The following is a 14,408-nucleotide window of genomic DNA, read 5'->3' as shown; positions in this document are numbered from 1 at the left end:
CACGGCCGTCGGAATAGAGGTGTGCGCCTGCCTCAGCTTCTGCTGGGATCCGCGGCGCCCTCTCGGCGGAAGAACAAGGTCACCTGCCCGAGTTCGACGCCGAACTTGCGCATGCTGGAGCGATTGATCAGCGTGTCGTCGTCCATGAGGTACATCCAGTCGTCGAAGCTCACTTCCCAGGTGGTGCCGTCAACTTCCAGGTTCAGGCGGTAGCGCCAGCGCAGTGCGTTGCCGGCGACTTCTCCGGTGGCTTCGCCCACCACGTCGGCGGCGCGTCCCCGCCAGCGTCCGGTGCCGTCGGGGGTCAGGGTCCAGACGCGCTGCTGGCGCGTACCGTCGCTGTAGAGGAAACGCTCATCGAGGATCAGTCGCTCGCCTTCGCGGCGGCTGGTGATGTCCACCGCGAAGCGCTTGACCACTTCGCCCGAGGGTTTCTGGAAGATGCCCCAGGCTTTCACCGGGCCGGCGAAGAATACCGGCAGGTCCAGGCTCGGGCGCTCCTTGGCGTAGTGTTCGACGCCGACATTGCCGCAGCTGCCCAGCAGCAGGCTGGCGATGATCAGGAACAGGCGCATTGTGTGGTTCATGGTTGCTCTCCGCTCAGGCCAAGCAGGTCGCGGCGCAGTTCCGGATTGCGCGTACGCGGGTCCAGCCAGATGGAAAAGAACGCCCGGGCGAATCGGGCGTCGCTCACCGCATGGCGAAGCCTGCCGTCGACATAGAAGCGGCAGCCCACGCCGGGCAGATAGACCCCGGTGATCCGTTGCCCCGGCTGCACATCGACGAAGCCCTGGCGCATCTCTCGGGCCCAACCCGCCAGCAAGGCTTCGTCCTCGGTGCCCAGTCGGCGCATTTCGTCGAGGCTGGCCTGCACCAGGGTGTCCTGCGACAGCGCGCGCCGATACACCAACTCCAGCGCGAAGGCATGCGCCCAGCCTGAGGTTGCGCCGGCGCTCCAGAGATGCGCCTCGTACACCACGAAGCCGAGCCAGGTGAACTGACCCTGACCAACCTGCGTGGCTCCCGGGATTTCGCTGCGCCAGTCGGCGCTGCCCGGCGAGGCCCACAGACTGCAGAACAGAGCGAGCCCCAGACAGAGAGACAGGGAACGGGTCGGTATGCGCATGACGTGGGCCTGTGAATGCATACCTCAATAGTTGTACAGAAATTATTAAATGTACAGATAATGCGTGAGCGGCCTGTAGCCTGCTCTAGGATCACTGTCGCAGTGGAAGTCCCTGATCCATGGCCGGTATCGGCCGCTTTAAAGCCATGTTCAACACGTTGGTGCGGGGGGTGGGAGGCAATTTGCATACAGTGTTTGAATGAAATTGTGTGCATAGTCTTGTTGTTGTATAGATAATGGCCCGGCGCGTTCAGTTCGCCAGCCGCGCGCAATGACTCCCCAGCCTGCTGATAACCACACCATGCCCTACGACCTTTCCCTGACCCGAAACCAACGCCTGTTGCGCAGCGCGTGCATTGCCGGCGCTCTGTGCGCCGCCATCGGCCTGTTCGCCTGGAGCGCCGGCTGGCTGGGAGCCGACCGGCTCACCAGCGCCCAATTGATCGATCGCATGGAGGCCAATGCCGGGGTCCATCCCGGATACCGCCGCGCCCATCCGCGCGGCATCTGCTTCAGCGGCTATCTCGAAGTGAGCGGCGACGTGGCGCCGCTGTCGCGGGCAGCGCTGCTGCGAGCAGGGCGGGTACCGGTGCTGGGGCGGCTCTCGGTAGGCGCGGGCAATCCCCATGCCGCGGACACCAGCGTACCTGTGCGCAGCATGGCGCTCCTGCTGCGCCAGCCCGATGGCCAGCAGTGGCGCATGGCGATGAACAATCCGCCGGTGCTCGCGGTACGCACGCCGGAGGATTTCTACGAGCAACTGGGGGCCATGCGGCCGGACCCGGGGACAGGCAAAAACGACCCCGTGCGGGTCAAGCAATTCTTCGATGCACACCCCGAAAGCGCCGAGTTTCGTGCCTGGGCGGCGGCCTACCGGCCGAGCGACAGCTTCGCCAGCACGGCGTACAACAGCATCAACGCCTTCGTCCTCGTCGATGCACAAGGTCAGCGCCATGCGGTGCGATGGTCGATGGTGCCGCAACTGGCCGCTACGCCACTGGGCTCTCAGGGAGTGGCTGACGATGCCTTGCAGCAGGACCTGCTGCAGCGCCTGAAAACCGGCCCGCTGCGCTGGACGTGGCGATTCACCCTGGCGGACAGCGGTGATGCGGTGAACGATCCGACCCATGCGTGGCCTGCCGAGCGCACGCAGTTGGACGCCGGAAACCTGGTGATTGAGCAGGCGCGCGCACAGCTGGAAGGCGACTGCTACGGCTTCAATTTCGACCCGCTGATCCTGCCCGATGGCGTGGAGCCCAGCGATGATGCCATCCTGCGCGCACGCTCATCGGCCTACGCGCAGTCCTATCGGCGCCGGACCTTCGAAGGTCAGCCCTCCAGCCAGCAGCCGGGAGCTCAACCGTGAAAGCGCCTGTCGATTCCTTCCATCCGCTGCTTCGCCTGCTGCACGGCCTGATGGCGTTGTTGGTGATTGCCCTGCTGTTCATCGGCGTTGCGATGGTTGCCAGCGTCGGCGGCAGCCAGCCTCAACTGGTGGCGTGGCACAAGCAGCTCGGACTGGCCTTGCTGGTGCTTCTGCTCGTTCGCCTGCTCGTGCGCGCCGTCACGGCGCGTCCGGCCCTGCCGGCATCCGTGAAGGCCTGGCAGCGTCACCTGGCAGGACTGCTGCACTTTGCGCTGTATGTTCTGCTGGTATTGCAACCCCTGGTCGGCTGGGCCATGCAAGGGGCCGCGGATTATCCGCTGCGCCTGGCCGGCTGGCACGTGCCGCCGCTGGTCGATGCCGATGCGGGCCTCTATGGTCTGCTGCGCTGCGCCCATGGCTGGATCGCCTACGGTCTCTTCGGCTTGATCCTTGCGCATGCCGGCGCCGCGCTGGTTCATGCTCTGCTGTATCGCGACGGTGTCTGGCAGAGCATGTGGCGGGTTCGCTCCAACAGGTCGCGCGACAGCTGAGGAGTGCTGGAACGTCTGCCTGCTAGCCATTCCGAGCGCGGATGGTCGTCCGCTATCGATCTGGCGCGTGGCCGGTAGCTGACCTCGGCAGCTGGCTTCAATAGGCCTGCTGGCTGCGGTACTCGCCCGGGGTCATGCCCGTCCAGGCCTTGAAGGCGCGCAGGAACGAGTTGGCATCCTGGAAGCCGATCAGAAAGGAGATTTCTCCCGCGGAGAAGGTGGAGCGAGAGAGGTAGTGACGAGCGAGGTTCGCTCGGGTGTCGTCGAGTACCTCCTGATAGCTCAGTGCCTCGTCCGCCAGGTGGCGTTGCAGGGAGCGTTTGCTCATCGCCAGACGCTCGGAGACATCCTGAATGCTGCTGCGCCCGCTCGGCAACATGTCGAGCAATGCGCTGCGCACGCGTGCACGGGTGCTGGCACCGGTCTCCAGCACCGAAAGCCGCTGCTGCAGCTCCGGTTCGAAGAACTGCCACATGGCGACGTTCTCGGTCAGGAAGGGGCGCGCGGCATCTTCCGCCGAGAACCGGATCCGGTTGCGCCGGCCTTCTTGCAGGCGACATCCGAGGAACCCTTCGCACGGGGCGGTCTGGCTCGGCAGAGCGGCCAGCTCCGCCTCCAGCGGTTTGATGGTCTGTCGGGTGGCGAGCCGTGCCAGGTGGGTGAGGAACACCAGTTCCAGGGCGCAGAGGCTGCGCGGCAATGGCTGGTCGTAACCGTAGCAGTCGATGAAGACGTCCGTGTGCATTGGGTGGACGAAGACCTCCAGCGCCAACGGGCCACAAAGGCGCTTGTACTCGGCAAGACGAGTAAGGGCGCTGTTGAGGTCAGGGCTGCACAGGCAGGCAAATAGCGGCGGATCGAAAGCTTCCACCGAAATGGCGCCACCCAGCCGTAGCGGCAAGTGGGATTCGCCAACCAATTGCTCCAGGCCCAGAAAGAGCCGGAAATACTCTGGCGGAGACAAGGTTGCATCCTTGCGGCTGAACAGGTCGGCGGGCAGTTCGGCGAGGGCCAGCAGGTCTCCGGCAGAGATGCCCAGATCGGCGATGATCAGCTTCCAACCGGGGTGCACAACAAAATGCCTGGCTTGTTTCATGGGCGCGGTGTCTCTTTGAATCAGCTTGCAGGCTCGCGGATCATCAGGCGGCACGCCGCCTTTCAGGGCATCGCGCTGCGCTTGCTCAGGATGCCTTCTCCATCGCCCGGCGCGATAGCTTGAGCACCATTCTGCGAGGGAGCAGGGGGACGATCCAGTCGAGCATGATCCGCAACTTGCATTCGTTGAAGGCGACCAGTTGGCCCCGCTCCATCGCCTTGTAGCCGCATTGTGCAACGGACTCTGCCGTCCTGGCATTCTTCCAGACTTCCACGCCCTGCAGATCGCCCGCGGCGACGAAACTGGTCGCGACCGCACCTGGACATAGTGCGGTGGCAGTTACCCCGTACTCGCTAACCTCTTCGGCAACCGCCTGGGTGAAGGATGTGACGTAGGCCTTGGTGGCGTAGTACACCGCCTGCAGGGGGCCTGGCATGAACGCTGCGGTGGACGAGACATTCAGGATGCGCCCCCGCCGGCGGGACACCATACCCCGGAGGTAGAAGTGGGTCAGGGAGGTGAGCGCCGCCATGTTCACCTGCATCATGGCCTGGTCGGCGCTGAGATCGCGCTCCACGAACTTGCCATGTCCGCCGAAGCCGGCGTTGTTGATCAGCACATCGATGGTCAGCCCCAGGGATTGCGTGGCATGGAAGATGCGATCCGCGGCGTTCGGGTCGGCCAGATCGTCAGCCAAAACGTAAGCTTTTACAGCGTACTGCGCCTGAATTTCACGTTTCAGAGCCTCCAGCTTGTCGCGCGAACGGGCAACCAGGACGACATCGCCGCCCTTGCTGGCATGGATGCGAGCCAGTTCCAGTCCAATGCCGCCGGACGCTCCGGTGATCAATGCAGTGCGGTTACCCATGACATCTCCTGTCTTTCGATCAAACCAAGAATGAGGAGATGGTAAGGATCAGCTGGTACTGGGGCACTAGCCTACGGCGCCATGATTAATTCCGATCACGCCAGGCTGCTGCAGCAAACGCAGGAAAGGATGGCGCGGCTCTGTCGCTGAAATAAGCGGAGAGGAAATCGTTGTCGGTAGCCAGTGACCGAAAGCGAACCCAGAAGTAAATCACATCCCGGCCCGGAGCATATGCACGGCCAGGCCCGTCAGGGCGCAGGCTATCAGCGCTTGAATCACACCAGCCTTGTAGCGGAACAGGGCGATTGCGGCTGCCAGGGCGATCAGCGCCGAAGGCCAGTCGAAGTGCCCCTCGAATCCGGCGGGCCAGAGAACGTGGTAGCCGAAGAACAGCGCCAGGTTCAGGATCACGCCCACCACCGCAGCGGTGATGCCGGTGAGCGGTGCCGTGAACTTCAGTTCGTTATGCGTCGACTCCACCAGCGGGCCGCCGGCGAGGATGAACAGGAAAGAGGGCAGGAAGGTGAACCAGGTGACGAGGCTTGCCGCGACAGCACCTGCGAGGAAGGGATGATCGGCGCCAAACATCGGCTGGACGTAACCCCCCACGAAGCCCACGAATGCAACCACCATGATCAGAGGCCCTGGCGTGGTTTCGCCCAGGGCCAGGCCATCGATCATCTGGGCTGGAGTCAGCCAGCCGTAGTGACCGACTGCACCCTGATAGACATAAGGCAACACAGCGTAGGCGCCACCAAAGGTGAGCAATGCCGCCTTGGTGAAGAACCAGCCCATCTGCGTGAGTGTCCCTTGCCAGCCGAAAGCGCTCGCCAGCAGCCCCATCGGCAGCAGCCAGAGAACCGCTCCGACCAGCAGCAGCTGTAGCAGGCGTGCCCAACGGAACCGCGCGTGCTCGGGAGTGGGGGTATCGTCATCGATCAGGGCGGGCCCGTAGCCGACTTTGCCTGCCTGATGACTCCCGCCGATGACGAACTTGGCAGGCACTAGCCGACCACCTATGTAACCGATGATGGCAGCTCCCAGAACGATCAGTGGGAAAGGGAGGCTCAGCGCGAAGATCGCGACGAAGGAGGCCGCAGCGATCGCCCACAACCAGCCGTTCTTCAGTGCGCGCGTGCCGATGCGATGCGCGGCGTGCACGACGATGGCGGTCACCGCTGGCTTGATGCCGTAGAAGAGACCGGCCACGACCGGTACTTCGCCGAAGGCGATGTACAACCACGAGAGGCCGATCAGGATGAACAGCGATGGCACTACGAAGAGGGCGCCGGCTATCACTCCGCCCCAGGTGCGGTGCATCAGCCAGCCGATGTAGGTGGCCAGCTGCTGTGCCTCGGGGCCGGGCAACAACATGCAGTAGTTGAGTGCATGCAGGAAGCGTCGCTCGCTGATCCAGCGCCGACGTTCGACGAGTTCCTGGTGCATGATCGAGATCTGCCCGGCGGGTCCGCCGAAGCTGATGAATCCGAGCTTGAGCCAGAAAAGAAAGGCGGAGAACAGTCCAACCGGCCTGGCGTGATTCGCGGCGGAATCAGAGGCGCCTGGATGGAACTCATCCATGATTCTTCTCCTCGCTGGCGAAGGCGGTCAGCAGGCCGTCAAACACACCGGCAGCCGTCTGGAAGAGCTGGTCATCGTCGGTGATGCTCTCGCGCAACCCCGCCAGTACACGCTCGATGCCGGAAGCTTCAGCGGGCTGGGCACCTCCCACGTCCAGGTAGTGCACGAGTTCGGCCAGGCGTCGGAGACCGGGGGCCTCGAGCTGGAAGCTCGCCTGCAGCGTCTCGAAGGTGACGCGTTGCCCGTTGTGGCTGAAGGTGGCGCCATCAAAATCGAAGCCCAGAGTATCTTCCGGACAATCACCCGGCGATTCCAGCCAGAGGATTCGTGCATCCGAATCGATGAAGCGGCGAATCAACCAGGCGCTGGCCAGACGATCCACCCATGGGCGGCGGCGGGTTGCCCAGCGTCGGCCCTGGAAGTCCGCGCGAACCAACCGCTCGATGGGTATCTCGTGGCCGCTCGGTTCGTCAGGTGACAAGGCACGGCTGATGGCCGTTTCCAGGTCTCTCAACGCCAGGTCGACCTTTTCCCTGGCGTCACCAGGGAAGAAGTCGATAGCAGCGACTTGCCCGAAGCTTTTGCGCAGCTTCCTCACCTGACGTGCCGTTTGCAGAGCATTGTCGGGGGAAAGCTCGGCATGGCAGGTGGAGATTTCCTCTCGAAGCTTGCCGTACTCCTCGGCACGATCAAATAGTGCTGCAAAGCGCTCACCTGGCTGCTGGACAGGAAACAGAAGCGCAGTGCCGTTGATGGCCAGCACGTTGTGTTCGATAGCTTCCAGCGCGGCGCGTCCTGCTTTCTGATCAGGCAGCAGGTAGACACCATCGCGCAGCACAGCGGCTCCGCAGGCTTTCAACGCCCGCCAGGCACGCATGCGTTCGGTGGCGTTCGCTGTAGGCAATCCGAGTACCAGTAGCAGCCAGTTCATCTGTAGAGTTCGCAACATAAAATGTCTATAGCTCTACATTATCTGTGTTGCTCAGGCACGTAAAGGACAGGCCTCTGAGATGATTGCAGACGGTGAGGGTTTTCTTTTCAGTACTCTGAGGTGCAGCCATTGGCCGAAAGCCGACTCGCTCAGAAACAGCGTACCGCCAGGCTGGCGAAACCCTGCAGATAGGTGAGGCCGCACTGCAATCATTGACGGAGCCGGCCCTGGATGCGTCCGACCTGCTGCCAATCAGGTAGCTGCCGACTCAGAGAACCGGGCGAATTCCCAACGGGGTGCGGGCTGACGCTGGCCAATGGACAGATTGAGACGCTCGCCCTGGACGATGCCGGTCTGGTAGTCAGTCAGCCTGGCGCCGGGAAGCGGAGCTCCAGCCTCGCCAATTGGCACGAGCGACCAATCAATCTCGCCGGGGCATTCAGTGGCACGAGTCGAGCGGTCGTAGTGCGCGCTTCAAAGATGCTGTCGTATACAACCATCCATTAAGCTAGAGACCAAGTCGGCCGCTGCTGACCATCCACAGGGCGATGGCTGCCAAGCCCAGAACCAGCACGCTGGCGATTCGCTCCCCTGCATTGCCGAACCGCGTCAACCCACGCTGGCGGCGGGCGCGGATGAAGAAGCCGAGCCCTGGAGCATAGAGAATCATCGACAGCAGTAGGTACTTCAGGCCGGCGGCATAGATCAGCCATACACCGTAGAAGGTGCCCAGCGCTGCCATTACCAGCAGCAGCGGCCGAGGTTGTCGCAAGACCAGCTTGAGGCAGAACCCGGCGCATAACAGATACGGGATGAGCGCCATCGAGGTGGCCAACTGGATCAGTGCGTTGTAGCCGGAGGCGTTGAAGAATGCCACCAGCAACAGCAGCGATATCAGCGAATTGGTCAGCCAGAGCGCCGGTGCCGGGGTGTCCGCCGCGTTGGTCTTGCCAAACAGCGCCGGAGCAGTGTTTCCCGTGCCGCGGCTGGCCAGGTAGAGCATTTCCACCGCCAGCAGGGTCCAGGCCAGCAGTGCGCCGGCCACCGAGACGATCAGCCCGAGGTTGATCAGGGTGGCGCCCCAGGGGCCGACCGCCGCGGCCATTACCTGCGCCATCGATGGGTTTTTCATCTGCGCCAGTTCGTGCTGCGGCACCACTCCGAGCGAGAGGACCGAGACGCAGACCAGCAACAGCAGGGTAATGACGAACCCGATCAGGGTGGCGCGGCTGACGTCGGCCATGCGTTTGGCATGGCTGGCATAGACGGTTGCGCTCTCGATGCCGAGGAACACCCACACGGTGTACAGCATGGTGGTCTCGACCTGGCGGACGATGCTGCCCAGTGCCGGATTGCCCCAGAAGTCGATACGGAATACGTCGACGCGGAAGGCCAGGGCGGCACAGAGGATGAACAGGCCGATGGGCACGATCTTCGCCAGGGTGACGATGGTGTTGGTGAGGGCAGCATTGTGCACCCCGTGCAACACGAAGGCGTGTACCAGCCAGAGCACCGCCAGTTCGCCGACCAGCGCCTGCCAGGTGGTGCCATCACCGAAGAAGGCGAACAGGCTGAACGATCCCAGCGCACTGAACAGCACCACCAGGTATCCGGCGTTGCCAACCCAGGCGGAGATCCAGTAGCCCCAGGCGGCATTGAAGCCCAGGTACTCGCCGAACCCTTCGCGAGCGTAGCCATAGACGCCGTCGTCCAGATCCGGGCGGGTGCTGGATAGCCACTGGAAGATGCGGGTCAGCGTCAGCATCCCGACGAAGGTGATTGCCCAGGCGATGAGGATGGCGCCGGCACCGGCGCCCTCGGCCATGTTCTGCGGCAGGCTGAAGATGCCGCTGCCGATGATGCCGCCCACCACCAGGGCGGTGAGGGCCGGCAGGCCCAGTCTGGTTTGATTCGAGTTGGACATCTTGCGCCTCCGAAACAGCTGTCGATGTCGCGTGGCGACTCTTGCCGACACGCTCACGGCCACGAAGGGAGGGGCCCTCGCAGATATCGACGGGCCGTTTGGCCCGTCGATACGGCGCGGTTCAGAAGCGCAGTGACATGCAGCTGACGCCGCCGTCGATCTTGCGGTACTCGGATGTATCGACTTCGATGACCTGGTAGCCGAGGTCGGCGATCTTCTGCCGGGTCTGTGGATAGCCGGCGGGCATGATCACCCGCTCGTTGACCCAGATGCAGTTGGCCGCGTAGGCCTCTTCCTCGGGGATCGCGATGATATTGAGGTGCTGGAAGTCCGGCTTGCTGATGAATTCGCCGGCGGCCAGCAGGTTGCCGTGCTCCAGGTAGGCCAGGCCGGTCTTCAGGTGCAGGACCTTCTCCAGGCGGACCACCGAGCCGCTGAGGCCATGCTTTTCGAGAATGGCGATCATCTGCCGCGCACCTTCGGCATTGGTCCGCGCCGACTCGCCAATGTAGAAGTGCTCGCCGACCATCATGATGTCGCCCGCTTCCACGGTACCAGGGGCCTCGATGCGTTCGACGCGGCCGGGATAGAAACGCTGGATGGTCTCTTCGATGATCCGCGTCTCGCCTCGCCGGGATTCGGCGCCTGGGCGAGTGATGATGGCGCAGCGTGAGGTGCACAGCACCGGATCCTCGACGAATACCGAGTCGGGAAAGCTCTCGTCCGGCGGCAGCAGGGTGATATCCACCTCGCAGGTCTGCAGTGCGCGGATGTAGGCATTGTGCTGCTCCAGGGCGGCAGCGTAGTCCGGTTTGCCGAGGTGGGCGGAGGTCAGCCCGTCGACCAGGGAGCGTGCAGGCGTGCGGGCAATGATGTGCTTGAACATGGTGAATCCTCTTGCGGGTGTACGCCGAAGACGGTGCAAGTCATGCGCCAGTCTGGAAGGCGCCGTGGGCGGAGAACTGGGTGATCGCGCAACGTGTTTCCTGGCGTTCCCTTGACTGGGAGCAGGACCGGCGAATCGTCTTGCGGCGAGATTGAGACAGATGTCGAATAATCGACGCGTTGGAAATCAGGGAGTGGCCATGGGAAGTGTCGAAAAGTCGTCGATTTCCAATCGAAGTGAGGAGTTGAACTGGCTCGTGCGCTGCCTGGCGCCGATTTTCGATGGACTGCGACAACCGGTCACGGTCGTCGATCAGTCGGGGCACTACGTCTATTACAACCGGGCGAGTGGTGCGCTGGACGGGTTAGACCCGCAGCAGGTTCTGGGCATGCATGTGCTGCAGAGCGTGCCCTGGCTGAAGCCGGAGCAGAGCACGCTGCTGCGTTGCCTGGCGGAGGGACAGCCCTCCATCGATACCGTGCAGGCCTATGTCGGCGCAGGTGGAGAAATGTTGCAGTACCGTCACCGGGCCATTCCGCTGCATGGCCGCCAGGGCGAGTTGGTCGGCGCGATGGAGGTGGGCGAGGTGGTCGCCGATGCGTTGGTCGCCGGCGCAGAGGACGGTCCGGCCATCCTCAGCGTTGCGCCAGGAATGCTGCAGCAATTGCGACGCCTGGAAGTGTTCGCCGTGACCGACCTACCGTTGCTGGTACATGGCGAGACCGGTACCGGCAAGGAACTCTTTGCGCGTCGCGCCCATGCCCTCAGTCCTCGCCGCAATGGCCCGTTGATCAGCCTGAACTGTGCCGCCATCCCGGAAACCCTGCTGGAGAGCACATTGTTCGGCACCACCCGTGGCGCCTTCACGGGGGCCGAGAACCGCAAGGGTATGTTCGCCCTGGCGGAGGGCGGCACGCTGTTTCTCGATGAGATCAACTCGATGCCGCTGGGCATGCAGAGCAAGTTGCTCCGGGTCTTGCAGGACGGCAGCTTCCTTCCCTTGGGCGGTCTCACCGCGCAACGGGCGGATGTTCGCCTGATCGCCGCAAGCAACCAGGCACCGCGGCAGGCGATTGCCGAGGGACGCCTGCGTGAGGATCTCTACTACCGGCTGAACGTTGCCTGCCTGAGCATTCCGCCTTTGCGTGATCGCCCCGGAGATGTCGAACTTCTGGCCCGACTCTTCGTGCGGCGTGATGCACCAAACCTCAATCCGAAGGTCACCAGCCTGGGCGCCACCGCTTTGGCATGCTTGCAGGCCTGCGCCTGGCCGGGCAATGTGCGTCAGCTGGAGAATGTCATTCGCCGCAGCCTGCTGCTGCACGACCAGGATGGTGCTGAGCTCGACGAGATCATCTTTGCCGACGATGAGGTCGATCATCCTGCTGTGCCCGCTTGCGAGCCTTGCCCGTCCGGCAGCGGAAGCTTGCGCGAACGGCTGGCGGAGCAGGAGCGCAACCTGATTGCTAAGGCTCTACGCGACGTACGCGGCAATCTTTCTCTGGCTGCCGAGCGCTTGGGAATTCCCCGAACGACGCTCCTCGGGCGGATGCGGCGCCTAGGCTTGCAGGCCTCTCCAGGACACTCATAGAGCCGCCTCGCCAGTCCAATGCCACGGGCTTGGCGAATATTGCGCATCTCCCGCGCCGGCCGCACTACCGTATACAGAATCGGTCACTCTGACTCCTCCAGACGCAGATTGGAAACTCGCCTGGAGCGGTGGTTCGCAAAGGCCGGCTTGATATTTATCTCTGGCTGATTGCTGCCGTTGTTGCGTAGCCGATTCAACGAGAGCATTTGTGCGAATGCTTGATTTTCTGTCGGAGCGACGAGCAACCAGAATCCCTGATCGACATTGGGGATTCAGCTTCGGTCTGCCTCTGTTCATCGAGCCGCCTGACCACGGCTATACGAACGAAGTCACCAGTCGATTCCTTGAGCCCTTCAAGGCCAAGATCGAGCATGACCGAAATCGGGCACTTACCCGGCATCGATACGCTCATTACAGCAAGGTGCGGTGTGTCTGAGCGAGGACGAAAATCGCTACCTGTGCTCCGAGGAGTCGCTGAATTTGCTCGTGAAGGGTATTCGGGGGCTTTCCAATCATGGGACCAAGTTGAGCTTGCGCACCATGAGATGGCCACCGCCCCATTCCGGACGCCAGCATTGCTGACCCACAGATACTGAACCGATACGGCGCGTGAAGCCTGTCTGCATCGCCCGATAAGCCTGCCATCAAAAAAGCGTGGCCAACATTGGCGACTGGCCACGCAATCACGCTCAACTGAAATTCAGAAGTGCTCGGCGCGCAGCTCGAACAGGCTATCGCTGCCCGCGCGTATGGATCCGGCGAGAGACTCGATGCGCGGTAGCAAGCGGGCGAAGTAGAAACGCGCGGTGGCCAGCTTGCCGCTGTGGAATCCGTCGCCCTGGCCCAGGCTGGCCTGCGCCATGCGCGCCCAGAGGTAGGCGTAGGCGGTGTAGCCGAACAGGTGCAGGTATTCCACCGAGGCCGCGCCGATCTCCTGCGGCTGGCTGGCGGCGCGCTCGCGCAACTGGCGAGTGACGGACTCCAGCAGGTCCAGGGCATCCAGTAGTGGGGCGGTGAAGGAGCCCATGGCGGCGCCGTCGGCGGCATCGGCGAAAGCGCGGATCTCTCCGGCGAACAGCGCCAGTGCCTGGCCGCCATCGGCAAGCACCTTGCGGCCCAGCAGGTCGAGTGCCTGGATGCCGTTGGTGCCTTCGTAGATCTGCGCGATGCGCACATCGCGCACCAGTTGCTCTTGGCCCCACTCGCGGATGAAGCCGTGGCCGCCGAACACCTGCTGGCCATGGATGCAGCTTTCCAGTCCGGTGTCGGTGAAGAAGGCCTTGGCGACAGGAGTCAGCAGCGCCACCAGTGACTGGGCCGACTCGCGTTCGGCAGCGTCTTCGGCATACTTGGCGACGTCCAGCTGCTGGCCGACATAGGTGGAGAAGGCGCGGCCACCTTCGGTCAGGGCCTTCATGGTCAGCAGCATGCGGCGCACATCGGGGTGCACGATGATCGGGTCGGCGGCCTTGTCTTTCGCCACCGGGCCGGTGGCGGCGCGGCTTTGTAGACGTTCGCGGGCGTAGGCGACGGCGCTCTGGTAGGACATCTCGGCGCAGCCGATACCCTGGATGCCGATGGACAGGCGCTCGTAGTTCATCATGGTGAACATCGCTGCCAGCCCCTTGTTCAGCTCGCCGACCAGCCAACCGGTGGCGCCATCGAAGTTCATCACGCAGGTCGCCGAGGCCTTGATGCCCATCTTGTGCTCGATCGAACCGCAGGAGACCGCGTTGCGCGCGCCCAGCGAGCCATCGGCCTGCACCAGGAATTTGGGCACCAGAAACAGCGAGATGCCCCGCGAGCCCGCCGGGGCATCGGGCAGCTTGGCCAGCACCAGGTGGATGATGTTGTCGGTGAGGTCCTGCTCGCCGCCGGTGATGAAGATCTTGGTGCCGCTGACAAGATAGCTGCCGTCGGCCTGTGGTTCGGCGCGGGTGCGGATCAGCCCCAGGTCGGTGCCGGCATGGGGTTCGGTCAGGCACATGGAGCCGGCCCATTCGCCAGCGTACATATTCGGCAGGTAGGTATTCTTGAGGGCTTCGTTGGCGTGGGCATCCAGCGCCAGGCAGGCGCCGGCGGAGAGGGTGGAGTAGAGGCTGAAGCTGGCGTTGGCACCGTACATCATTTCCTCGAACTGCACCGAGAGCATTTTCGGCATGCCCATGCCGCCGTATTCGGGGTTGCCCGCCAGCCCGACCCAGCCGCCTTCGGCGTAGGTCGCGTAGGCCTCGCGGAAGCCGGTGGGTGTGCGCACGTTGCCGTCGGCGAACTGCGCCCCTTCTTCGTCACCACTGCGGTTGAGCGGAGCGAGCAGGCCGCTGGTGATCTTCGACGCCTCCTCGAGGATGGCGTCGGCGGTGTCGGCGTCGATACGTTCAGCCAGCGCCGGCAGGCGTGCCCAGAGAGCTGGGGCATCGAACACGTCATTGAGCAGGAAGCGCATGTCGCGCAGGGGAGCGTTGTACTCAGGCATGGCGGACTCCAG

General features: G+C 63.4%; 12 protein-coding genes. 3 read left to right on the top strand and 9 right to left on the bottom strand.

All coding sequences use genetic code 11. The annotated features are described in order from the left end of the window. Positions 1-32 precede the first annotated feature (32 nt). Entirely contained in the window at positions 33-587 is a 555-nt protein-coding gene (locus PNI01S_RS01005) for a DUF3833 domain-containing protein (protein ID WP_037007694.1), read from the bottom strand. Then, entirely contained in the window at positions 584-1,126 is a 543-nt protein-coding gene (locus PNI01S_RS01000) for a chalcone isomerase family protein (RefSeq protein WP_065327818.1), read from the bottom strand. The genes PNI01S_RS01005 and PNI01S_RS01000 overlap by 4 nt, the downstream gene beginning before the upstream one ends. A 301-nt stretch (positions 1,127-1,427) precedes the next feature. Between PNI01S_RS01000 and PNI01S_RS00995 the strand changes: the two genes are divergently transcribed. After that, positions 1,428-2,492 carry a catalase family peroxidase gene (locus PNI01S_RS00995; RefSeq protein WP_084357251.1) on the top strand — a complete coding sequence of 355 codons (1,065 nt, stop codon included), beginning with the start codon at positions 1,428-1,430 and terminating at the stop codon, positions 2,490-2,492. Beyond that, positions 2,489-3,043, top strand: coding sequence for a cytochrome b (locus PNI01S_RS00990; RefSeq protein WP_084357250.1), 555 nt, complete (start codon positions 2,489-2,491; stop codon positions 3,041-3,043). Before PNI01S_RS00995 ends, PNI01S_RS00990 begins: the two co-directional genes overlap by 4 nt. 97 nt (positions 3,044-3,140) lie before the next feature. On the opposite strand, the gene PNI01S_RS00985 is transcribed toward PNI01S_RS00990, so the two are convergent. From PNI01S_RS00985 to ddaH, 6 genes are all read right to left on the bottom strand, one after another. Next, positions 3,141-4,193 carry an AraC family transcriptional regulator gene (locus PNI01S_RS00985; protein WP_218191850.1) on the bottom strand — a complete coding sequence of 351 codons (1,053 nt, stop codon included), beginning with the start codon at positions 4,191-4,193 and terminating at the stop codon, positions 3,141-3,143. Between the two features lie 31 nt (positions 4,194-4,224). Next, positions 4,225-5,007 carry an SDR family NAD(P)-dependent oxidoreductase gene (locus PNI01S_RS00980; RefSeq protein WP_084357248.1) on the bottom strand — a complete coding sequence of 261 codons (783 nt, stop codon included), beginning with the start codon at positions 5,005-5,007 and terminating at the stop codon, positions 4,225-4,227. 210 nt (positions 5,008-5,217) lie between these two features. Beyond that, positions 5,218-6,588, bottom strand: a complete 1,371-nt coding sequence (gene chrA, locus PNI01S_RS00975; RefSeq protein ID WP_037009034.1) for a chromate efflux transporter — start codon at positions 6,586-6,588, stop codon at positions 5,218-5,220. Then, positions 6,581-7,519 carry a chromate resistance protein ChrB domain-containing protein gene (locus PNI01S_RS00970; protein WP_084357247.1) on the bottom strand — a complete coding sequence of 313 codons (939 nt, stop codon included), beginning with the start codon at positions 7,517-7,519 and terminating at the stop codon, positions 6,581-6,583. The genes chrA and PNI01S_RS00970 overlap by 8 nt, the downstream gene beginning before the upstream one ends. 508 nt (positions 7,520-8,027) lie before the next feature. Next, a complete protein-coding gene (locus PNI01S_RS00965) occupies positions 8,028-9,443 on the bottom strand; it encodes a basic amino acid/polyamine antiporter (protein WP_065327821.1) in 1,416 nt (471 codons plus the stop codon). 121 nt (positions 9,444-9,564) lie between these two features. Beyond that, positions 9,565-10,329, bottom strand: a complete 765-nt coding sequence (gene ddaH / locus PNI01S_RS00960) for a dimethylargininase (RefSeq protein WP_024766875.1) — start codon at positions 10,327-10,329, stop codon at positions 9,565-9,567. A 199-nt stretch (positions 10,330-10,528) separates the two neighbouring features. Between ddaH and PNI01S_RS00955 the strand changes: the two genes are divergently transcribed. After that, positions 10,529-11,920 carry a sigma-54 interaction domain-containing protein gene (locus PNI01S_RS00955; RefSeq protein WP_084357246.1) on the top strand — a complete coding sequence of 464 codons (1,392 nt, stop codon included), beginning with the start codon at positions 10,529-10,531 and terminating at the stop codon, positions 11,918-11,920. Between the two features lie 700 nt (positions 11,921-12,620). On the opposite strand, the gene PNI01S_RS00950 is transcribed toward PNI01S_RS00955, so the two are convergent. Next, positions 12,621-14,396, bottom strand: a complete 1,776-nt coding sequence (locus PNI01S_RS00950; protein ID WP_084357245.1) for an acyl-CoA dehydrogenase C-terminal domain-containing protein — start codon at positions 14,394-14,396, stop codon at positions 12,621-12,623. Positions 14,397-14,408 lie beyond the last annotated feature (12 nt).

It is taken from the genome of Pseudomonas nitroreducens NBRC 12694 (assembly GCF_002091755.1).
Lineage (GTDB): Bacteria > Pseudomonadota > Gammaproteobacteria > Pseudomonadales > Pseudomonadaceae > Pseudomonas > Pseudomonas nitroreducens.
The sequence above is the reverse complement of the archived record's forward strand: the minus strand, read 5'-3'. Positions and strand labels throughout refer to the sequence as shown.

Bases quoted from the DNA above. Each gene is read 5' to 3' on its own strand.
- PNI01S_RS01005 (WP_037007694.1), bottom strand. From the start codon at position 587: ATGAACCACACAATGCGCCTGTTCCTGATCATCGCCAGCCTGCTGCTG.
- PNI01S_RS01000 (WP_065327818.1), bottom strand. From the start codon at position 1,126: ATGCGCATACCGACCCGTTCCCTGTCTCTCTGTCTGGGGCTCGCTCTG.
- PNI01S_RS00995 (WP_084357251.1), top strand. From the start codon at position 1,428: ATGCCCTACGACCTTTCCCTGACCCGAAACCAACGCCTGTTGCGCAGC.
- PNI01S_RS00980 (WP_084357248.1), bottom strand. From the start codon at position 5,007: ATGGGTAACCGCACTGCATTGATCACCGGAGCGTCCGGCGGCATTGGA.
- chrA (WP_037009034.1), bottom strand. From the start codon at position 6,588: ATGGATGAGTTCCATCCAGGCGCCTCTGATTCCGCCGCGAATCACGCC.
- PNI01S_RS00970 (WP_084357247.1), bottom strand. From the start codon at position 7,519: ATGAACTGGCTGCTACTGGTACTCGGATTGCCTACAGCGAACGCCACC.
- PNI01S_RS00965 (WP_065327821.1), bottom strand. From the start codon at position 9,443: ATGTCCAACTCGAATCAAACCAGACTGGGCCTGCCGGCCCTCACCGCC.
- ddaH (WP_024766875.1), bottom strand. From the start codon at position 10,329: ATGTTCAAGCACATCATTGCCCGCACGCCTGCACGCTCCCTGGTCGAC.
- PNI01S_RS00955 (WP_084357246.1), top strand. From the start codon at position 10,529: ATGGGAAGTGTCGAAAAGTCGTCGATTTCCAATCGAAGTGAGGAGTTG.
- PNI01S_RS00950 (WP_084357245.1), bottom strand. From the start codon at position 14,396: ATGCCTGAGTACAACGCTCCCCTGCGCGACATGCGCTTCCTGCTCAAT.